The sequence below is a fragment of the Tsukamurella pulmonis genome (assembly GCF_900103175.1).
GTDB classification, from domain to species: Bacteria; Actinomycetota; Actinomycetes; order Mycobacteriales; family Mycobacteriaceae; genus Tsukamurella; species Tsukamurella pulmonis.
Genome location: NZ_FNLF01000002.1, coordinates 1,697,188 through 1,716,830 on the forward strand (window position 1 = coordinate 1,697,188; position 19,643 = coordinate 1,716,830).

The 19,643-nt window shown below is 71.0% G+C and carries 16 protein-coding genes and 1 pseudogene; 10 read left to right on the plus strand and 7 right to left on the minus strand.

Annotated features, from left to right (window positions below; genetic code table 11):
* Positions 1-34: 34 nt before the first annotated feature.
* The 3 genes from BLQ62_RS08380 to BLQ62_RS08390 all read left to right on the plus strand — a co-directional run bounded on the left by BLQ62_RS08380 (position 35) and on the right by BLQ62_RS08390 (position 5,402).
* The gene (locus BLQ62_RS08380; RefSeq protein ID WP_068536343.1) at positions 35-4,255 is read left to right on the plus strand and encodes an NAD-glutamate dehydrogenase; all 4,221 of its coding nucleotides are present in this window, start codon (positions 35-37) and stop codon (positions 4,253-4,255) included.
* Positions 4,256-4,323: 68 nt separating this feature from the next.
* On the plus strand, positions 4,324-4,761 hold the full coding sequence (locus BLQ62_RS08385) for an acyl-CoA thioesterase (RefSeq protein WP_269451321.1): 438 nt from the start codon (positions 4,324-4,326) through the stop codon (positions 4,759-4,761).
* A complete protein-coding gene (locus tag BLQ62_RS08390; protein ID WP_068536345.1) occupies positions 4,758-5,402 on the plus strand; it encodes a DUF8185 domain-containing protein in 645 nt (214 codons plus the stop codon). The genes BLQ62_RS08385 and BLQ62_RS08390 overlap by 4 nt, the downstream gene beginning before the upstream one ends.
* Here BLQ62_RS08390 and BLQ62_RS08395 read toward each other — a convergent pair.
* Entirely contained in the window at positions 5,391-6,038 is a 648-nt protein-coding gene (locus BLQ62_RS08395) for a MerR family transcriptional regulator (RefSeq protein WP_068565991.1), read from the minus strand. The genes BLQ62_RS08390 and BLQ62_RS08395 overlap by 12 nt on opposite strands.
* 79 nt (positions 6,039-6,117) lie before the next feature.
* On the opposite strand from BLQ62_RS08395, the gene BLQ62_RS08400 reads away from it, so the two are divergent.
* Positions 6,118-6,603: a DUF4188 domain-containing protein gene (locus BLQ62_RS08400; RefSeq protein ID WP_068536349.1), complete on the plus strand. Its 486-nt coding sequence runs from the start codon at positions 6,118-6,120 to the stop codon at positions 6,601-6,603.
* Positions 6,604-6,610: 7 nt separating this feature from the next.
* Here the strand turns inward: BLQ62_RS08400 and BLQ62_RS08405 are convergent, their stop codons facing one another.
* Both BLQ62_RS08405 and BLQ62_RS08410 read right to left on the minus strand, forming a co-directional pair.
* Positions 6,611-8,209 carry a glycoside hydrolase family 13 protein gene (locus BLQ62_RS08405; protein ID WP_068536351.1) on the minus strand — a complete coding sequence of 533 codons (1,599 nt, stop codon included), beginning with the start codon at positions 8,207-8,209 and terminating at the stop codon, positions 6,611-6,613.
* Positions 8,210-8,222: 13 nt separating this feature from the next.
* Positions 8,223-8,627 carry a globin gene (locus BLQ62_RS08410; RefSeq protein ID WP_068565989.1) on the minus strand — a complete coding sequence of 135 codons (405 nt, stop codon included), beginning with the start codon at positions 8,625-8,627 and terminating at the stop codon, positions 8,223-8,225.
* A 79-nt stretch (positions 8,628-8,706) separates the two neighbouring features.
* Between BLQ62_RS08410 and BLQ62_RS08415 the strand changes: the two genes are divergently transcribed.
* From BLQ62_RS08415 to BLQ62_RS08430, 4 genes are all read left to right on the plus strand, one after another.
* On the plus strand, positions 8,707-10,524 hold the full coding sequence (locus BLQ62_RS08415) for a sensor domain-containing diguanylate cyclase (protein WP_068536354.1): 1,818 nt from the start codon (positions 8,707-8,709) through the stop codon (positions 10,522-10,524).
* 158 nt (positions 10,525-10,682) lie between these two features.
* Positions 10,683-11,273, plus strand: a complete 591-nt coding sequence (locus BLQ62_RS08420; protein ID WP_068536356.1) for an HNH endonuclease — start codon at positions 10,683-10,685, stop codon at positions 11,271-11,273.
* A gap of 65 nt (positions 11,274-11,338) precedes the next feature.
* A complete protein-coding gene (gene ctaJ / locus BLQ62_RS08425; protein WP_068536358.1) occupies positions 11,339-11,605 on the plus strand; it encodes an aa3-type cytochrome oxidase subunit CtaJ in 267 nt (88 codons plus the stop codon).
* Positions 11,592-12,074 carry a DUF5130 domain-containing protein gene (locus tag BLQ62_RS08430; RefSeq protein WP_068536430.1) on the plus strand — a complete coding sequence of 161 codons (483 nt, stop codon included), beginning with the start codon at positions 11,592-11,594 and terminating at the stop codon, positions 12,072-12,074. Before ctaJ ends, BLQ62_RS08430 begins: the two co-directional genes overlap by 14 nt.
* A 73-nt stretch (positions 12,075-12,147) precedes the next feature.
* Here the strand turns inward: BLQ62_RS08430 and BLQ62_RS08435 are convergent, their stop codons facing one another.
* Together BLQ62_RS08435 and BLQ62_RS08440 are read right to left on the minus strand one after the other, a co-directional pair.
* Positions 12,148-13,662 (minus strand): MFS transporter, encoded by a 1,515-nt coding sequence (locus BLQ62_RS08435; protein ID WP_068536360.1) that lies wholly within the window; start codon positions 13,660-13,662, stop codon positions 12,148-12,150.
* A 67-nt stretch (positions 13,663-13,729) separates the two neighbouring features.
* A complete protein-coding gene (locus BLQ62_RS08440) occupies positions 13,730-14,056 on the minus strand; it encodes a YchJ family protein (protein ID WP_231857611.1) in 327 nt (108 codons plus the stop codon).
* 95 nt (positions 14,057-14,151) lie between these two features.
* Here BLQ62_RS08440 and BLQ62_RS08445 point away from each other — a divergent pair, with 95 nt between their 5' ends.
* Positions 14,152-14,613 (plus strand): nuclear transport factor 2 family protein, encoded by a 462-nt coding sequence (locus BLQ62_RS08445; RefSeq protein ID WP_068565987.1) that lies wholly within the window; start codon positions 14,152-14,154, stop codon positions 14,611-14,613.
* A 58-nt stretch (positions 14,614-14,671) separates the two neighbouring features.
* Here the strand turns inward: BLQ62_RS08445 and pepN are convergent, their stop codons facing one another.
* Positions 14,672-17,239: an aminopeptidase N gene (pepN, locus tag BLQ62_RS08450; RefSeq protein WP_068536365.1), complete on the minus strand. Its 2,568-nt coding sequence runs from the start codon at positions 17,237-17,239 to the stop codon at positions 14,672-14,674.
* A gap of 172 nt (positions 17,240-17,411) precedes the next feature.
* Here pepN and BLQ62_RS08455 point away from each other — a divergent pair, with 172 nt between their 5' ends.
* The gene (locus tag BLQ62_RS08455; protein WP_068565985.1) at positions 17,412-18,041 is read left to right on the plus strand and encodes a mycothiol-dependent nitroreductase Rv2466c family protein; all 630 of its coding nucleotides are present in this window, start codon (positions 17,412-17,414) and stop codon (positions 18,039-18,041) included.
* A gap of 231 nt (positions 18,042-18,272) precedes the next feature.
* Here BLQ62_RS08455 and BLQ62_RS24115 read toward each other — a convergent pair.
* Positions 18,273-19,463, minus strand: a pseudogene (locus tag BLQ62_RS24115) (M48 family metallopeptidase); the annotation flags it as partial.
* Between the last annotated feature and the right edge of the window lie 180 nt (positions 19,464-19,643).

The following is a 19,643-nucleotide window of genomic DNA, read 5'->3' on the forward strand; positions in this document are numbered from 1 at the left end:
CCCGCTGCCACGACCCCGCAGGAGGAGCACGCCCGTGGCCCAGTCCGGACAAGATCCGTCCGTCTTCACCACTGCCGCGTCCGTCGTGGCCGCGCAGCCGCCCGGAAGGTCACCGTCGGACTTCCTCGCCTGGCTGGCGGAGGACAACGCCCGCGTGCTCGGTACCCGGGTCGACGGTGCCGGCACCGGCGTGCTCGCCGAACCGGATGCGAAGCTGCAGGCCGTGATCGACGCCATCCCCGCGCCGGAACCGGGGAACATCGCGATCGTCGAGCTCGCACAGCCCGTGGGCGACGCGGCGGGTTCGCCGAGCCTGCTCGCCGTGGCCCCGTCGGACGGCGGGCCGGTGCAGCTCTACGCCATGGCGCTCACCGTCCTCGGACTGCACCACAACGTCTTCGGCATCCCGATGGTCGGCGCGAAGATCGAGCGCGTACTCGCCCGCATCGGCGTCGACCGCGCCGACCCGGCCGATCAACGGCTGCTCGAGTACATCCAGACCTTCCCGCGACTGCGCCTCGTGGTCGCGGATGAGGACGAGTTGGCCCGCGTGTTCGGCGGGCTGCGCACGCTCAGCGACGGAGACCTCGCGCTGTTCCTGCGCACCGACCGCCTCGCCCACTTCGCGACGGCCCTGGTCTACCTGCCGCGCGACCGCTACACCTCCCGCGCCCGGGGCGTCCTCATCGACGTCCTCGAGTCGGAGACCGGGATGCGGGTGGACCGGTTCACGGCCCGCGTCACCGAGTCGGCCATCGCACGGATCCAGTTCGTCCTGCTGCCGCGCGGCGAGGAGACCGTGCCTGTCTTCCACGCCGAGGACGAGGCGCGCATCCGCGCCCGGCTCGGCGACGTCAGCCGCACGTGGGACGAGGACGTGCTCTCGGCGGCGGCGACCGCGGGAGCGGACCAGGGCCTCGTCGCCTCCTACCTGACGGGGATCTCCCCGAACTACAAGGAGGACCAGAGCCCCGAGACCGCGCTGCTCGACATCCGGCGCATCGCGGCGCTTCCCGCCCAGGGCAGCGACCTGGTGTTCTACGACCCGCCGGCGGGCCGCGGCGCCAACCTCGGCTTCACCATGTACATGACCGGCGGCCAGGTCACCCTGTCCCAGGTACTACCGGTGCTGCAGTCCCTCGGCGTGGACGTCCTCGACGAGCGCCCCTACAGCCTGCGCCGCCCCGACGGCGCGCTCTGCTCGGTCTACGACTTCGGGCTGCGGGTCTCGCCGGTGCTGCGGGCCACCGCCGCGGAGGGCGTCTCCGAGGCGGAACTACCCGGGCACCTCGCCCGGCTGCGCGCGCTGGCCAGCGAGGGTGCCGCAGCCGTCTGGCGCGGCGAGGCCGAGGTGGACCGGTTCAACGAGTTGATCTTCGCCTTCGGGCTGGACTGGCGTCGCGTGGCGCTGTTGCGCGCCATCGGCCAGTACCTGCGGCAGTGCGGTTTCTCCTACAGTCCGGGGCACATGGCCCAGGTGCTCCTCGAGCACCGCGACGCCGTGCTGGCACTGGTGCGGTTGTGGACCGCGAGCTTCGACCCGATCGCCGCGGACGCCGAAGCGGCCGCTGCCGCCGAGGCTGACCTCGAAACGGCGTTCGCCGCGGTCACCAGCCTCGACGCGGACCGGATCCTGCGGGCCTACCTGCACGTGGTGCAGGCCACCGTGCGCACCAACTTCTACGCCGACAAGCCGGTGATCTCCATGAAGCTGGAGCCCGGTCGCATCCCCGAGGCGCCCAAACCGCGGCCGCGCTTCGAGATCTTCGTCTACTCGCCCCGCGTGGAGGGCGTGCACCTGCGGTTCGGGATGGTCGCCCGCGGCGGCCTGCGCTGGTCGGACCGCCGGGAGGATTTCCGCACGGAGATCCTCGGCCTGGTCAAGGCGCAGGCGGTCAAGAACGCCGTCATCGTGCCCGTGGGCGCCAAGGGCGGCTTCGTCGTCAAGCAGCCGCCGGAGGTCACCGGCGACGCCGCCGCCGACCGCGACGCGCAGCGCGCCGAGGGCGTCGCCTGCTACCGCATGTTCATCTCCGGGCTGCTCGACGTGACCGACAACCTCGGACCCGACGGCGACGTGCTGCCGCCCGAGCGTGTGGTGCGGCGCGATGCCGACGACACCTACCTGGTGGTCGCGGCAGACAAGGGCACCGCCTCGTTCTCCGACATCGCCAACGACGTGGCCGCCGGCTACGGGTTCTGGCTCGGGGACGCCTTCGCCTCCGGCGGCTCCGAGGGCTACGACCACAAGGGCATGGGCATCACCGCCCGCGGCGCGTGGGAGTCGGTGAAGATGCACTTCCGCGAGCAGGGCGTCGACACCCAGGCGGAGGACTTCACGACGGTGGGCGTCGGCGACATGAGCGGCGACGTCTTCGGCAACGGCATGCTGCTCTCCGAGCACATCCGCCTGGTGGCCGCGTTCGACCACCGGGACATCTTCCTCGACCCGAATCCCGATGCCGCCGTGGGTTTCGCGGAGCGGCAACGTCTGTTCGCCCTGCCGCGCTCGTCGTGGAAGGACTACGACGCGAGCAAGATCAGCACCGGTGGCGGCGTGTACAGCCGCGACCAGAAGTCGATCCCGATCAGCGCGGAGGTGCGCGCGGCGCTCGGCCTGGCAGACGGCGTCACCGAGCTGACTCCGCCGGAGCTCATGCGGGCGGTGCTGCTGGCCCCCGTCGATCTGCTGTGGAACGGCGGCATCGGTACCTACATCAAGGCCTCCACGGAGACCAACCTCGATGTGGGGGACCGCGCCAACGACGCGATCCGCGTGGACGGGGCGCAGGTGCGCGCGAAGGTGATCGGCGAGGGCGGCAACCTCGGCGTGACGCCGCTGGGCCGTATCGAGTTCGACCGCAGCGGCGGCCGGATCAACACCGACGCCATGGACAACTCGGCCGGCGTCGACTGCTCCGATCACGAGGTCAACATCAAGATCCTGCTCGACCGGCAGATCGCCGCGGGCACGATCCCGGCGGCCGAGCGGCACGACCTGCTGGTCTCCATGACCGACGACGTCTCGCGGCTCGTGCTCGCCGACAACGTCTCCCAGAACACCGCGCTGTCGGTCGAGCGTTCGCTCGCCCCGAAGATGGTGGACGTGCACGCGCGGATCCTCGCCGATCTCTCCCGCAACCGCGGCGTCGACCTGCGCCTCGAGGCGCTACCCACGCGCAAGGAGACCGACAAGCTGCAGGCCGCCGGCCTGGGACTGAGCTCGCCGGAGCTGGCGAACCTCATGGCGCACGTCAAACTCGCCGTCAAGGACGACGTGCTCTCCGGCGACCTGCCGGACAACGACGTGCTGGTGGCGAAGCTGCCCGACTACTTCCCGGACCGCCTGCGCGAGCGCGCGGGCGAGGCCGTCTTCGCGCACCCGCTGCGCCGCGAGATCGTCGCGACGCAGACGGTGAACGAGATGGTCGACAACGCCGGCGTCAGCTTCGTCTACCGCCTCGCCGAGGAGACCGGTGCGGGCGCCTCCGATGCGGTGCGCGCGTTCGTCGCGGTGAGCCGGGTCTTCGACCTGCCCCGCACGTGGGCGGCGCTCAAGCAGGTTCCGGTCTCGGCGCGCGAGACCGCGGCGCTGCTCTCGGAGAGCCGGCGGGTTCTCGACCGCGGTGCCCGGTGGATGCTGACCAACCGGCCGCAGCCGATCGCCATCGGCGCCGAGGTCAACCGCTACGCAGACCGGATCGCCGCGATGACCGCCGCCATGGGCGAGTGGGATATCCGCTACGACGCGCAGGCCACGGCGTCGGCCGCCGATGCGATCGCCGCCGGGGTGCCGGAGGAGCTCGCGTACTCGGTCAGCCGTGCGCTCTACCGCTTCAGCCTGTTGGACGTGGTGGACATCGCCGACATCACCGAACGGGAGGACGACGAGGTCGGCCGACTCTACTTCGCGATCATGCAGCACCTGCGGGTCGACGAGATGCTGGGCGCGGTCGCGGGCCTGCCCCGTGGCGACCGGTGGAGTGAGATGGCGCGCCTGGCGCTGCGCGACGACCTGTACGGCGCGCTGCGCGGACTCACCGTCGAGGTCCTCAACTTCACCGATCCGTCCGAGCCCGCCACGCAGAAGATCGGCGATTGGGCCTCGCACAACGCGCGACGGCTGGAGCGGGTCGGCGCGCTGCTCGGGGAGATCCTCGACCCGGTGGACGGCACCTCGCCGATCGCGAACGACGAGTCGCGCCTGTCGGTGGCGACGCGCGCACTGCGTTCGCTGCTACGGCACGTGGGGTAGCCGTCGGGCGTTCGGCTAGCGTGTCAGGCGTGACCGATTACAGCTTCACCGCGGCGGGCGTCACCGGGGTGCGCTCCGTCTCCGACGACGGCGCCGCGAGCCTGACGGTGCCGGTGGACGTGCGCTGGTCCGACATGGACGTCTACCAGCACATCAACAACGCCCGCATGGTGACGCTGCTGGAGGAGGCGCGGATTCCGCTGCTCTTCGCCCCCGACTCGCCGACCCGCGATCTGCTCGACGGGTTGCTGCTGGCGAAGCTGGAGGTCGAGTACCGCGGCCAGCTGCGGCACCAGGACTCGCCGCTGCGGATCACGCTGTGGACGTCCGCGGTGCGGGCGGCCGACTTCGTGGTGCACCACGAGGTCCGGCCCGCCGGCGCCGCGCTCGATACGGCGCCCGCGGTGCTGGCGCAGGTGCGGCTCGCCGCCTTCGACGTGGCGGAGCAGCGCGTGCGCCGCCTGTCGGGGGAGCAGCGCGACTACCTGAAGTCGTTCTCCCGGTGAGCGATCGGCGCCTGACCGTCGCGGGCGCGGGCCCGCGGTCGAACCTCGCGGCCTTCGTCACCCGGCTGCTGCGCACCGACGACTCGGCCGTGATCCGGGTGCGCCGGCGCGATGAGGAGAACGTCGAGGTGTGGGGCCGCACCGGTTTCGGCGTGCTCGCTGTCCGGGTGCTGCGCGGGACCGTCGCGCCGGAGTCGCTGGTGTGCAGCGCCGCCACGGTGCTCGACTCGTTGCGCCTCGCACCGTCGGACGAGGGCGGGTACGTGGACGTGGGCTTCGCCCTGGATTCCGCGTGGCGCGGTGCGCTCCCGCCCGCGACGGGCTTCGCACACGTGGACGACGTGCCCGCGCGAGCGCTGCGCGCGGTGGCCGCGCGCGGCGTCGAGGTGGGCCGCGAGAGCGGCGGGCCCGCCGGCCCGCCCGCGTCGCTGCTGGATTCCGAGGTGGTCAGCGTCAGTTCCGAGGCGGCCACGGTGCCGATCAGCCTGCGCACGGCCTTCGCGCTCGAGGCCATGGGCTTCGCCGCCGACGGTGCCGACGAGCCGGTCCGGGTCTCGGCGTCGGCGACGTGGGTGCGGGTCGACGCACGGTTCGGATCGCTGTATCAGCGCCGCGAAGCGGGCCCCGGGCTACTGGTTTGAGCCGGGACTCCCGCCCGACTCCCGCGCCGCCTCGTAGAGCCGGCCGGTCCGGTTCTGCTGGGCCAGCCTGCGCAGGGTCTGCAGCACCTTGTCGGACAGGACGGTGCCGACGATGGCGGTCCGCAGCGCCTGCGCGTCGTCGTCGGTGAGGGTGTCGAGATCGGAGGCCGCCACGATCTCCGCGGCGTCCGCCCAGCGGTCGAGGGTCTCCCGGCCGCCGACGTCGCACGTCTCCGCGAGCGCCTTGAGTTGGGCGCCGAGCTGGGGGATCAGGACGTCGCCGTCCTGGATCCGCCAACCGCGCCGCTCGACGAAGGTCGTCGCCACCGCGGTCCACTCGGCGTCCTCGTCGAACCGTTCTGCGTCCATGAGCGCCTCCTGCGCCACCCCGAGCAGTTCGTGGCGCGGCACCGTCGGGCTGTCGAGGGCGTCGATGACGCGCCGCACCTGAGCCAGTGACAGGCCGCCCGATTCGACCAGCGCCCGGATCAGCCGGACCCGCTCGACGTGGTCGGGCCCGTACTCCGATTGGGTCCGGGTGACGGGCTCGCCCGGCGCGAGCAGCGACTCGCGCAGGTAGTACTTGAGCGAGGCGGTGCTCACGCCGGTCTCCGTGGAGAGTTCCGACAATTTCATCCATCGATCTTGACATGGGATAGCACCACTCTCCAATATGGGTAGTGGCACTATCCAAGGTGGACGCAGGGAGAGACCCATGGAGCACGATCTGCAGACCGATACCCACGAGGGCGAGTTGGTGGTGTTCCTGCTGGGCATGCGCCCGCGGCGCACCCGGCGACTGGGCCAGGCGGCCTTCGTCGGCCGCTCGTTGCGCCGGATGCTGGCCGAGATCGAGCGCGATCGGAAGCGCGGCGGCGCCCTCGGTTACCTGGGCGGTTTCAAGGCGATCGCGCCCGGCGGGCCGTTCCTCGTGCAGTACTGGCGGAGCTTCGAGGAACTGGAGAGCTACTCGCACTCCACCGATTTCGCGCACCGGCCGGCGTGGCTGCAGTTCTACAAGATGGCCCACGGGGAGGGGCGCTCGACCGTGGGCATCTGGCACGAGACCTACCGGGTCCCGGCCGGCGCCCACGAGTCGATCTACGCCGACCTCGCGGCACCCGTCGGGCTCGCCGCCGCCGTCGGCGCGCAGCCGCTGGCGCGCCGCGGGCGGACCTCCCGCGAGCGGATCGGGGCCTGAGCCGCGGTCAGGCCAGCCAGCAGGCGGCGTTCGGCGGCAGCATCCCGTCGACCAGCGGCGCGCTGGAGAGCACGACCTCGCCCCCAGGCAGCTCGACGGGAGCCTCCGAGGCGTTGAGCACGCAGGTCAGGCGCCCGCCGACGCGTCGGAAGGCGAGCAGCCCGGGCCGCGGGGCGCCGTACCACTCGATGGCGTCGCCGCGGAACTCCGGGCGCATCCGGCGCAGCTCGATCGCGGTCCGGTAGAGCGTCAGCGTCGAATCGAGGTCCTCGAGCTCCGCCTCCGCGGTGAGGTCCTTCCAGTCGTCCGGCATCGGGAGCCAGGTGTCCGTGCCGGTCGAGAAGCCGTACGGGGGCAGGGTGCCCTGCCAGGGCATCGGCACCCGGCAACCGTCGCGGCCGCGTTCGGTGTGCCCCGAGCGTTCCCACGTGGGGTCCTGCAGCACCTCGTCGGGAAGGTCGACGTTCGGCAGTCCCAGCTCGGAGCCGTTGTAGAGGAAGACGGTGCCCGGCAGCGCCAGTTCCACCAGGATCATCGCCCGCGCCCGGGCCACCCCCAGCTCGCCGCCGCCGAACCGCGTCACCTCGCGCGGCACGTCGTGGTTGGACAGCGTCCAGGTGGGGATGCCGTTCACGGACTCGACGGCGATCAGCGAGTTGTCGATCGCCTCCCGGATGGCGCGCGCGTCCCACTCCGCCTCGGCGAGCCGGAAGTTGAAGCCGAGGTGCAGCTCGTCGGGCCGGATGTACTCGGCGAACCGATCGTTGTCCTTGACCCAGATCTCGCCGACGGTGACCCGGCCCGGGTACTCGTCCATCACCTGGCGGATGCGCCGGTGGATGGCGTGCACCCCGGGGTTGTTGAACCGCAGGTCGTTCTCGTCGTTGTCCATGATCTGGTTGTTCGCCAGATCCATGTCGGGCAGGCCCGGTGGCTTGGCCATGCCGTGCGCCACGTCGATCCGGAAGCCGTCGACGCCGCGATCGAGCCAGAAGCGCAGCGTGGCCGCCAGGTCCTGGAAGACGTCCTCGTTCTGCCAGTTCAGATCCGGCTGCTCGGGCGCGAAGATGTGCAGGTACCACTGACCCGGCGTGCCGTCGGGTTCGGTCACCCGGTGCCACGCCGGTCCGCCGAAGATGCTGGGCCAGTTGTTCGGCGGCTCGTCGCCGTTCGGGCCGCGACCGTCGCGGAAGACGTAGCGCTCGCGCTCGGGGCTGCCCGGGCCGGCGGCCAGCGCGGCCCGGAACCACGGGTGCTGATCCGAGGTGTGGTTGGGCACCAGGTCCATGGTGACGCGGATGCGGTGCGCGTGCGCCGCCGCGAGCAGCTCGTCCATGTCGGCGAGGGTGCCGAAGAGCGGGTCGATGTCGCGGGGGTCCGAGACGTCGTAGCCGTGATCGGCCATGGGGGAGCGCATCACCGGTGAGAGCCACAGCGCGTCGACACCGAGCAACTCCAGATAGCCGAGCCGATCGATCACACCACGCAGATCGCCGACCCCGTCACCGTTCGCGTCGGAGAACGAGCGCGGATACACCTGGTAGAAGATCGCGTCCTTCCACCACGGGGCGTCGCTGTAGTGCGGCGTGCGGACGGGTGGCGTCATCTCACTCCTCAACTCAACCGCCCATGGGGGTGTTCACGAGCATCTGTGCGGCCATTTCACAGTAGGTCCTGAGCTGCTGCTTGCGGTCCGGGCTCATCCGCGCGTCGTCGATCGAGGCGATCGCCACATCCATGCAGCGCAGCCACGCGTCGCGCTCGAGCTCGGTGATCCGGAAGGGCACGTGCCGCATCCGCAGCCGCGGGTGCCCGCGCTGCTCGGAGTAGGTACGCGGACCGCCCCAGTACTGCTCGAAGAACATCCGCAGCCGCACTTCGGCGGGACCCAGATCCTCCTCCGGATACAGCGGACGCAGCAGCTCGTCGTGCGCGACCTCCTGGTAGAAGCGGTGGATCAAATCCGCGAAGGTGTCCGCGCCGCCGACGGCGTCGTAGAAGCTCTGCTGGTCCGGCGTGCTCACCCGTCCAGTCTCGCACGAGGCCGAGCGCGGTCCGCTCGAGGTTCGTCCGCGCCTCGCAGTCGCGGCTAGTGTTGCAATCGTGAGTGACAGGACGCGCGTCGACGACGCGGACGCCGAGGTGCGGCGACTGCGGCACCGGGTCGCATCACTGTCCGCCGAGCTCGCGGAGGCGAACCGCACGCTGGCGATGTTCCGGACGATCGCGGCGTCGGCGACGGACCTCATCTACGTCAAGGATCTCGCCGGGCGGTACGTGTTCGTCAACGACACCGTCGCCCGGCTCTACGGGCTGCGCGTGGCCGACTTCATCGGCAACGACGATCGCGAGATGTTCGACCCCGCCGCGGCGGCGCAGCTGCGCGAGACCGACCGCGAGATCATGCGCAGCGGCGTGGCCCGGGAGCTCGAGGAGTCGACGACCGTCGACGGCCTCGCGCGCACCTTCCTATCGGTGAAGGTGCCGTACCGCGACGTGGACGGCGAGGTCATCGGCCTGATCGGCGTCTCACGCGATGTCACCGACACCCGCAGCAGCGCCGAGGAGGTCGCCCGCCTGCGCGCGCTGCAGGCCGCCGCGACCGAGGCGGCGAACGCCGACCCCGCGCGGGTCGATCTCGGTACCTACCGCACGTTCCAGTCCATCGCGGACGCCGCGCCCGACGCCGTCTACGTCAAGGACCGCAAGGGACGCTTCCTGTTCCTCAACCGCGCGGCGGTGCGTGTACTGCAGGCCACCGAGCTACCGATCGGCGAGGTGCTCGGGAGCACCGACGACGACTTCCTCGACGCGACGGCGGCGGCCCGGATCATGGGCACCGACCGGGAGGTCATGACGACCGGGATCGCCCAGGAGGTCGACGAGACCGTGGTGGTCGCCGGTGGGCAGCGGACCGTCCGCTCGCTCAAGGCGCCGTACCGGGACGAGTCCGGCCGGGTGATCGGCCTGATCGGGATCTCGCGCGACGTGACCGAGACGCGACGTCTCGAGGCCCGGCTGCTGCGCGTCGAGGCGCGCTGGCAGTTCGCGCTGGAGACCGTGGGCGAGGGCATCTGGGACTGGGACCTCGCCGCGCGGGAGGTGTACTACTCGCCCCGCTGGAAGAGCATGCTCGGCCACCGGGAGGACGAGATCGGGGATTCGCCGCTCGAATGGGAGCGACGGGTACATCCCGACGACCTGGAGATGGCCCTACGGGCGATGGGCCGCCACATGCGCGGCGAGGCCGACGAGTACTACTGCGATCACCGGATCCGCGTGAAGTCGGGCGAGTACCGGTGGGTGCGGGCGCGTGGGCGCGTGATCGAGCGGGCCCCGAACGGCGCGGTCGTGCGGATGATCGGCAGCCAGGCCGACATCACGGCGCAGATCGTCGAGCGCCGGGCGCTCGAACATCAGGCCCTCGCGCTCGAGCGCCTGGTCGAGATCGACGAGCTGACCGGTATCGCCAACCGGCGGGGGTTCGGTCGCGCCCTCGACCGCCTGCTGCACACCGGTGCCGAGAACGGCGACACCGTGCACCTCGCCCTCATCGACGTCGACGGGTTCAAGAACTACAACGACACGCACGGGCACACCGCGGGCGACGACGTGCTGCGGCGGATCGCCGAGGTGATCGCGCGGGTCCCGGACCGGCCGGGCGAGCTCGCCGCCCGGTACGGCGGTGACGAGCTCGCGCTGCTCCTCGTGGGCGAGCGCGACCTGCCCGTGGTCCTCGAAGCGGTCCGCAGCGCGATCCTCGACCTGGGCCTCGTCCGTGACGGCGCGCCCGTCACCGTCAGCATCGGCGGCGTCTCGGCGACGGCTACGACGACGGCCCCGGGCCTGCTGCTGCACGAGGCCGACCGCCGGCTCTACCGGGCGAAGGCGGCCGGCCGCAATCGCGTCGTGGTGCGGTAGGAGCCGGCCCCGGTCACCTCGCGTTCACCCGATATCCGCCGACTCGCCTCGGGAAATGCGCGGAAATCACCGTGCGCGCCGTGCGCGTCCGTGGTGCACTACTAGGGGTGAAAGGCCTCGGCCGTTCCGGCGGGCCCGTGCGAGGGTGAGGAGAGTCGATGAAGCGAACGCACGCCGCAGGTGCTCGCGCGGCCACGGCGCTCGCCGACGAACCCCGTCCCTCCGGTGCCGTATGGGGCAAGCGGCGGGTGCTGCTCCTCAACGCCACCTACGAGCCACTGACCGCGATCTCGATGCGCAGGGCGATAGTCCTGATGCTCAGGGAGAGGGCCGACGTGGTCCACGACGATCCGAACGGTCCGCTGGTGCATTCAGCGGACCGTTCGCTGTCTGTGCCCTCGGTGATCCGGTTGCGCACCTACGTGCGCGTCCCGTACCGGGCGCAGGTGCCCATGACGCGGGCGGCGCTGATGCACCGCGACCGATTCCGGTGCGGCTACTGCGGGGGCAAGGCCGACACCATCGACCACGTCCAGCCGCGCTCGCGCGGCGGCGGGCACGGGTGGGAGAACTGCGTCGCGTGCTGCGCCTCCTGCAACCACCGCAAAGCAGACAGACTGCTCTCCGAGATCGGGTGGACGCTGCGCACCGAGCCGCGGGCGCCGCAGGGCAGGCACTGGCGCCTGCTCTCCACCCTCAAGGAGGTCGACCCGATGTGGAGTCGGTATCTCGACCTCGATGCGGCATAGGCTAAGTTGTTTCTGACCGAACAGCGCGCCATCGGGCGTTCGCACAGACAGGAAAGGGGCCCACAGTGAGCTTGCTCAACATCGTCGGCGGGATCACGGTGATCGCGACGATCGTCGTCGTCGTCCTGTGTGTCATCTCGATGGCCACCGGCCGCAACGAGAAGTACCAGCAGCCGGGCGAGTACAAGCTCGGCGAGCCGTGGACCCGCGAGCCCATGCTGTTCAGCGCGGTCGACGAGGCCCCGGTGGGCCCGCACGGCGCGCATCACGGCGACGATCACGCCGCCGACAACGAGAACCTGATCGGGGGTGCCGCTCGTGGCAAGTGGTGATCACACGCAGACCGTCGCCGTTCCGCAGGGCGATCTGCCCATCGGGACCGCCATCACGTCGAGTGGCCGGATCTCGGCCGCGCGCCAGGCCAGCGACAGCCCGTCGAACCCGCCGTTCTCCCGCGAGGAACTGATCGGCCTCGACGAGGCGCTGATCCGCGCGACCCGCGATGCGAACGCCCGCTTCTCCGTCTACATCGGTGACCTGGGTGACGACGTGCACGCCGGTGCCGAGGCGGTCCTGCGCCAGGCCCCCGAGCCCGAGTACGCGGCCCTGATCGCCGTCTCGCCGAACACGCGCGACATCGTCGTGCTCACCGGCAGCGGTATCGCGGACCGCCTCGGCGACAAGGTCGCCCAGCTCGGCGTCACCGCCGCGATCCCGCCCTTCCAGGCCGGCGATCTGATCGACGGCCTCATCGCCGCCCTGCGGGTCATGGCCTCGGCCGTGAAGCCGCCCACGGCGTAGCCCGTTCCGCACGCGGAGGGCCCACCGGATCCGTTCCGGTGGGCCTTTCGCGTGTCCGGGACCGATCGGGGCGCTACCGCTCGGCGCCGGCGAGGTCCCGCGCCTCGGCGTACAACTGCGTCGCCTCGTCCGGGGTGTCGACCTGCGGCGGTGAGCCGGCGAGCGGCTGCGTGGCGGTCTCGCGCATGGTGACCACGGCGATCAGGCCCACGATGCCGCTGATGATCAGGTAGAAGCCCGGCATCAGCGCGTTCCCGGTCGCGCTGACCAGGGCCGAGGTCACGAGCGGGGTGGTGCCGCCGAAGGCCGACACCGCGACGTTGAAGCCGATGCCCAGCGCGCCGTAACGCACGGCCGTCGGGAACAGCGCGGGCAGCGTCGAGGCGGTGGGCGCGGCGAAGCAGGCGAGCAGTACGCCGAAGACGACGCAGCCCACGATCGGCGCCCAGAGCGACGCCCGGCCGAACAGCCAGAAGCACGGCACGGCGACGACGATCTGCGCGATCGCAGCGCCGGCGAAGACCGCGCGCCGCCCGACGATGTCGCTCAGGTGGCCGACGAAGACGATGAGCGAGACCACCACGAGCATCGAGAGCAGTACCAGCATGTCGGCGCTGAGCTGGCTGCGGTGCACGACGTCCGTGAAGTACGTGGGCAGATAGGCAGTGATCATGTAGTTGGTGACGTTGTAGAGGATCACCAGGCCGATGCACACCAGCAGCGGGCGCCAGAACTTCGTCACGATGGTCGCGATCTCGCGCCCGCCCGACTCGGCGGCGCGCACGGCGCTGTCGTGCTCGTCGAGCTTCTTGCGGAATGCGGGCGTGTCCTCGAGCTTGAGTCGCAGGTAGAGCCCGATCAGGCCCATCGGGCCCGCGATGAAGAAGGGGATGCGCCAGCCCCAGGCGAGCATGTCCTCCTGCGAGAGCGTCGCGTTGAGGACGGTGACCATCGCCGAGCCCAGCGAGTAGCCGATGAAGGTGCCGAAGTCGAGCCAGCTGCCGAGGAAGCCGCGGCGGCGGTCGGGGGAGTACTCCGCGATGAAGGTGGTGGCGCCGCCGTACTCGCCGCCGGTCGAGAATCCCTGGATCATGCGCGCCACCAGGAGCAGGACGGGCGCCCAGACGCCGATCGCGGCGTAGGAGGGGATCAGGCCGACGGCGAGCGTGCCGATCGACATGAGGATCATCGTGGCGGCGAGTACCTTCTGTCGGCCGATCCGGTCGCCGAGGGGGCCGAAGAAGATCCCGCCGAGGGGGCGCACGACGAAGGCGGCGGCGAAGGTCGCGAAGGTGGCGAGCAACTGCGCGGTGTGCGAGGCCTCGGGGTAGAAGACTTTGCCCAGCGTCCCGGCCAGATAGCCGTAGACGCCGAAGTCGAACCACTCCATCATGTTGCCGAGCGCGGCCGCGGTGATCGCGCGCTTGAGCATGGGCTGGTCGATGACGGTGATCGATTCCTCGGTGAGCGGAGGCTTGCGCCGGAAGAGGCGGGCCAGAACCCGCCGGCGGGACCACCGGACGTTCTCGGCGCCCCAGTGCGGAACCTGGATCTCCCCTGATTCGGTGCGATTCCTGTCGTCCGTCATCACGCCATAATAGCAAGATTACCTAAGTATTAGCGGGTGCTGACGGGCCCTTGGCGATGGGCGGTGCTCACTCGCCCGGGAAGTCGCCGTCCACGTAGAACCAGCGTCCGTCCTCGCGGACGAAACGGGAGCGCTCGTGCAGCACGCCGTGCGCACCGTCGGCGACGTAGCTCGCCCGGAACTCCACGATCCCGGCGTCATCGGACGGGCCGCCGTCGACGGCGTCCACGATCTGCAGCCCGCGCCATCGCACGTCGTCGTCGAGCTGGAGATCCTCCGGACGGGTGCTGGGGTGCCAGGACTCGAGCAGCCAGGTCGTATCGCCGTCGCGGAACGCGGCGAACCGGGAACGCATCAGGGCCTCGGCGGTCTCGGGGGTGTGGTGTGCGTCCATGTGTGCAGCGTACGGCGACAACCATCACGTTGTGCGCGCCGTCCGATCGTGTTCTGATCGAATCAAAGTATTGAAATTTCAATGATTGGACGCCTATGAAGCTCGCTCGGACGATCCGCAACGCCGTCGCGGGTGTACTCACCGTCGGTGCCCTGGTGATGAGCGCCGCCGCGCAGGCGAGTGCCGCACCGTCGACCCCGCGCGACGTGGTGACGGCCTTCTACACCGAGGGCTTCGTGCAGCGCGACATCGCGGGTGCCGCGCAGCGGTACATCGGCGACCACTACATCCAGCACAACCCCGAGGTCGCCGACGGCCGCGACGCCTTCGTCGCAGCGCTCGGGCCCGTCGTCAAGGACCCGAAGTACAGCACGTCCATCATCCGCGTCGTCGCGGACGGCGACTTCGTCGTGGTCTACGCGAAGTCCGTCTACGACGGCAAGGCGCAGGCCGTGGCGGACATCTTCAGGGTGTCCAACGGCAAGATCGTCGAGCACTGGGACGTGATCCAGGACGATCCCGGCAAGACGGTGAGCGGGCACCCGTTCATCGGCTGAGCCGCTCACGACGGCGGCCCCGGGATCGAACGATCCCGGGGCCGCCGTCGTCTCCGTGTCAGGCGCGGTCGAAGGCCCGCGCCGCCAGCGAGCGGACGATGCCCGCGCGACCCTCCAGCACGAGTCGGCGCAGGGCCGGCGGCTTGTCGCCCGCGAGCCACGCATCCGCGGCGGCCACGGCCTCGTCGGAGATGTCCCACGACGGGTAGAGGCCGACGACGACCGTCTGCGCCACCTCGGAGGAGCGGCGGCCCCACACCTCGTCGATGGAGTCGAAGTAGCGCGCGGTGAACGGTGCGAGCAGTTCGCCCTGACCGGGCGCGACGATCCCGGCCGCGATGGCGCGGGTCAGCGTGTTCGACAGCGAATCGTCGCCGAAGACCTTCTCCCACGCCTCCTCCTTGACCCGGATGTCCGGGCGGGCGGCGAGCGCGGCCGCGGCGGAGCGCTCGCCGGCGGCGGTCGGATCCCGCAGCACCTCGGCGTCGATCTCCTCGGTGCCCGCGGCGCCGGCACGGGCCAGGGCCGTCAGCAGGCGCCAGCGCAGGTCGGTGTCCACGGTGAGCCCGTCCAGTCCGACGGTCGCCGGATCGGCACCGTCGAACAGGGCCCGCAGCGCCTCGACCTCGTCGCGGCCCAGCGCGGACGCGGCCAGCGCGTTGACGAACGCGAGCTGGAAGTCCGAGCCGGCCTCGGCCTCCCGGGCCAGCCGCAGCAGGCCGGAGGCGAGGCGCGCGCGGCCCTCGGCGGCGGCCCACGCCGGATCGGCGTAGGACTCGACGGCGGTCTGCGCCTGCAGCACGACGCGCTGCACCACGCCCACCTCGGTCTCGGCGCCGATGCCGCCGAGCACCAGCTCGACGAAGTCGCGGGCCTTCATCTCGGCCTGGCGCGTCATCTCCCACGCCGCGGACCAGCCGAGGGTGCGGGGGAGCGAGTCGGCGATATCGGCGATGCGGCTCGTCACCGTCGCCAGCGAGACCGGGTCCAGCCGCACGGAGCAGTAGGTCAGGTCGTCGTCGTTGATGAGCACCAGCTCGCCGCGATGCACGCCCACCAGCTCCGGGACGTCCGTGCGCTCACCGGCGACGTCGAGCTCGACGCGCTGCGTGCGCACCAGCTTGCCGTCCTGATCCGCGTAGACGCCCACGGCGAGGCGGTGCGTGCGCAGCTCGCCCGCGCCGGGCTGCGCGCCCTCCTGGACGACGGTGAACCGGGTGAAGTTCCCGTCGCCGTCGACCTCGAAATCGGGGCGCAGGATGTTGATGCCGGTGGTCTTGAGCCACTGGGCACCCCAGTCCGACAGGTCGCGGCCCGACGAGGCCTCCAGCGCGCGCAGCAGATCGTCGAAGGTGGCGTTGCCGAACTTGTGCTCCACGAAGTAGGTGCGCAGCCCCGCCAGGAAGGACTCGAGCCCGACGTAGGCGACGAGCTGCTTGAGCACCGAGGCGCCCTTGGCGTAGGTGATGCCGTCGAAGTTGACCTCCACGGCCTGCAGGTCGGGGATGTCGGCCGCGACGGGGTGCGTCGACGGGAGCTGATCCTGCCGGTACGCCCACGACTTCTCGACGTTGGCGAACGTGGTCCACGCCGAGGTGTACTCGGTGGCCTCGGCCTGGCTGAGCACGGAGGCGAAGGTCGCGAAGGACTCGTTGAGCCACAGGTCGTCCCACCAGCGCATGGTGACCAGGTCGCCGAACCACATGTGCGCCATCTCGTGCAGCACCGTCTCGCAGCGCCGCTCGTAGAGGTAGCGGGTGACCTTCGACCGGAAGACGTAGTCCTCGAGGAAGGTCACGGCGCCGGCGTTCTCCATCGCGCCCGCGTTGAACTCCGGCACGAACAGCTGGTCGTACTTGCCGAAGGCGTAGGGGATGCCGAAGTTCTTGTGGTAGAAGCCGAAACCCTGTTTGGTCTCGGTGAACAGGCGCTCGGCGTCCATGTACTCCGCGAGGCTGGCGCGGCAGAACAGGCGCAGGTCGATCGTGCCGTGCTCGTCGGTGTAGGCGTCGTTCCACACCGCGTACGGACCGGCGATGAGCGAGACCAGGTAGGTCGACATCGGCTCGGTCGTGACGAAGGTCCAGCGGTGCGCGCCGGTGGGCAGCGGCTCCCGCGTCGCCTCGGCGCCGCCCGTCACCACGGTCCAGGCCGACGGTGCCGTGACGCTCACGTCGAAGACGGCCTTGAGGTCGGGCTGGTCGAAGCAGGCGAACATGCGCTTGGCGTCGGCGGTCTCGAACTGCGAGTACAGGTACACCGCGGCGTCGGTCGGATCGACGAAGCGGTGCAGGCCCTCGCCGGTGTTGGAGTAGGAGAACCGGCCCGAGATCACCAACTCGTTCTCGGCCGCGAGGTCGGTCAGCGCGAGGCCGCCCTCCTCGGTGTAGCCGGAGGTGTCGACGCTGCGCCCGTTGAGCGTGGCGGTGACGTCGGCGGCGATGAGGTCGATGAAGGTCTCCGCGCCCGGCGTCGCCGTGAAGGTGATCGTCGTCGTCGACCCGAAGGTCTTCTCGCCGGGGGAGTCCGCCCCGTCGGTGAGGTCGAGGTCGAGGGCGTAGCGCGAGACGGCGACGATCGCGGCGCGCTCGGCGGCCTGGACCCGGGTGAGATTCGGCGCGGACAAGGGGACGCTCCTTCGTGACTCGGCGGACGGGGCCGGGTGGATCCCGGCTCGACGGCTCCCACAATGCCACCCGCCGACGCCGCGTGCCCGGGCGGGAAGCAGAACGTCGTGCGCGGCGTTGGAGGAAGGTGCACGATCGAGACAAGTGACCGTCCCACGAGCAGGAGCCGCAGTGACCGAGACCTCCCCGTCCACCGCCAAGGATCGCGTCGATTTCTGGTTCGACCCGCTGTGCCCGTGGTGTTGGATCACCTCGCGCTGGATCCTCGAGGTCGAGCAGGTGCGTGACATCGACGTCCAGTTCCACGTGATGAGCCTCGCCGTCCTCAACGAGGGGCGCGAGAACCTCCCCGAGGTCTACCAGGAGCTGATGAAGACCGCGTGGGGCCCGGTGCGCGTGCTCATCGCCGCCGCGCAGCGCCACGGCGACGGCGTCCTGCCTGCGCTCTACACCGCCATGGGTACCCGGATCCACAACCGGCAGAACAAGGACCTGGCGGTGGTGATCGCCGAGTCGCTCGCCGAGACCGGGCTGGAGTCCGACCTCGCCGCCGCTGCGAACAGCACCGACTTCGACGAGGCGCTGCGCGCCAGCCACCACGCGGGCATGGACAAGGTGGGCGACGACGTCGGAACACCCACCATCCACGTCAACGGCACGGCGTTCTTCGGGCCCGTGCTCTCGCGCATCCCCCGCGGCGAGGACGCCGGGCGGGTCTGGGACGGCACCGTGCTGCTCGCGAGCTACCCGCACTTCTTCGAGCTCAAGCGCACCCGCCACGAGGAGCCCGAGTTCGACTGAGCCGCAGATGACGAACCCCGCCGTACCTCGATGAGGTGCGGCGGGGTTCGTCGTCGGGGCCGTCGGGGCTCAGGAGCCGAACGGACCGTTCTGCGTGCGGCCCGGCTGGTCGTCGGAGCCCGAGGTGTCCTGCGTCCCGGACTCGCCCTGCTCGAGGCGGTGACGCTGCGCGAAGTAGCCGCCCTCCGGGTACGGCGGATTCGGCTGCGCGGGCGCCTGTCCCTGCTGGTCCGTGGGGCCCTGCGCCGGCCCGAACGGCCCCGTCGGGACCTGGTGCACCGGGCCCGGGCCCATCGGAACGGAGGAGGCCTGCCCGGGAGCGGGCGCCAGGACCTCCTGCTGGGTGTACGTGGGGACGGGGCCCGCCGGGATCACGGCGCCCCCGCCCGTGCCGCGCACCGGGCCGGTGGGCGCGAACCACAGCGAGCCGGCCTTGGTGCGGTTGCGCATCGCGGCCGCGCGCCAGGTGAGCACCGGGTGCGACGAGGTGAGGTTCACCAGCCAGGTGAAGAAGCCCTTGTCGGTGGACGCGCGATCGGCCAGCTGGTCGAAGTCGACCTCCTTGCCGAGGTACTTGCCGGCGCCGAGCAGGCCCATGCCGCCCGGGGTGCCCGACGGCTGGTTGAAGTAGCCGTAGTTGTCGGCGGTGTACTCCTGCGACCGCGAGAGCGCGCTGCCGATGACCGGGAGGTAGCTCATCGCGAACGAGCCGACCTGTCGCCAGTAGGAGACGTGACCGGCCGCGATGTGCCCGACCTCGTGGCCGATGATGTACGCCAGCGCCTCAGGATCGCGGGCCTCGCCGCCGACCTCGAACAGGTCGCTGTAGACCACCACGAAGCGGCGGAAGCCGTGACCGGAGGCGAACGCGTTGATCTGGCCGTTGCCGATCACCACGAAGGCGTCGGGGACCTCACGCATGCCGTAGCGGGCGGCCGCCTCGCGCACCATCCGATAGCCCTCGGGGAACTGCGTGGGCGTCATCTGCACGCCCTGGACGCGGGGCGATGCCCACGTCAGGCCTCGGCCGAACCAGAGGATGATCGGCACCAGCAGCGCGAGCAGCATGTACTCGTTGACCACGCCGACGGCCGCCAGGAGCAGGGCACCGCCGTAGAGCAGCACGGTCACCAGGATCACGATCACCAGCAGGGGGATCTCCCAGGGGTGACGGCGCGGCGGCCCGGCGTAGGCCGGGGACTGCGGCACCGACCCGACGGGGCCGCCCGGACCGCCCGGGAAGTGCCCGCCCGGGAAGTGGCCACCGGGGAAGTGCCCACCGGCGAACGGACCGGGACCGTGCGGGCCGCCGCCCTGCCCGGCCGAGCCGCCCAGGCCCGCGGTCACCGACGGGGCGTGCGAGCCCAGCTCGGGCAGTGCGTGGTGCCCTCCCGAGTGGTGCTGCTCGGTGGGGAAGTCCATCGCCGGGATGGCCGAAGTGGCGGCCTCGGATGACGCCGGGGCCGGGTCGGCGGCGGTGTCCTCGGGCTGCACGACGGGGAAGAAACCCGTGCTCGGCATCGTCGTTTCGTCGGGCTCCGTGCTGAAGGCCCCGCTGCGGGCGGACTCGGTGGGGGAGGAGTCGCCCTGCGGCTCCTGGCC

Coding starts and splice junctions, on each gene's coding strand:
- BLQ62_RS08400 (WP_068536349.1), top strand. CDS start 6,118: ATGGAGCACGATCTGCAGACCGATACCCACGAGGGCGAGTTGGTGGTG.
- BLQ62_RS08420 (WP_068536356.1), top strand. CDS start 10,683: ATGAAGCGAACGCACGCCGCAGGTGCTCGCGCGGCCACGGCGCTCGCC.
- BLQ62_RS08445 (WP_068565987.1), top strand. CDS start 14,152: ATGAAGCTCGCTCGGACGATCCGCAACGCCGTCGCGGGTGTACTCACC.
- BLQ62_RS08405 (WP_068536351.1), bottom strand. CDS start 8,209: ATGACGCCACCCGTCCGCACGCCGCACTACAGCGACGCCCCGTGGTGG.
- BLQ62_RS08435 (WP_068536360.1), bottom strand. CDS start 13,662: ATGACGGACGACAGGAATCGCACCGAATCAGGGGAGATCCAGGTTCCG.
- BLQ62_RS08440 (WP_231857611.1), bottom strand. CDS start 14,056: ATGGACGCACACCACACCCCCGAGACCGCCGAGGCCCTGATGCGTTCC.
- BLQ62_RS08395 (WP_068565991.1), bottom strand. CDS start 6,038: ATGAAATTGTCGGAACTCTCCACGGAGACCGGCGTGAGCACCGCCTCG.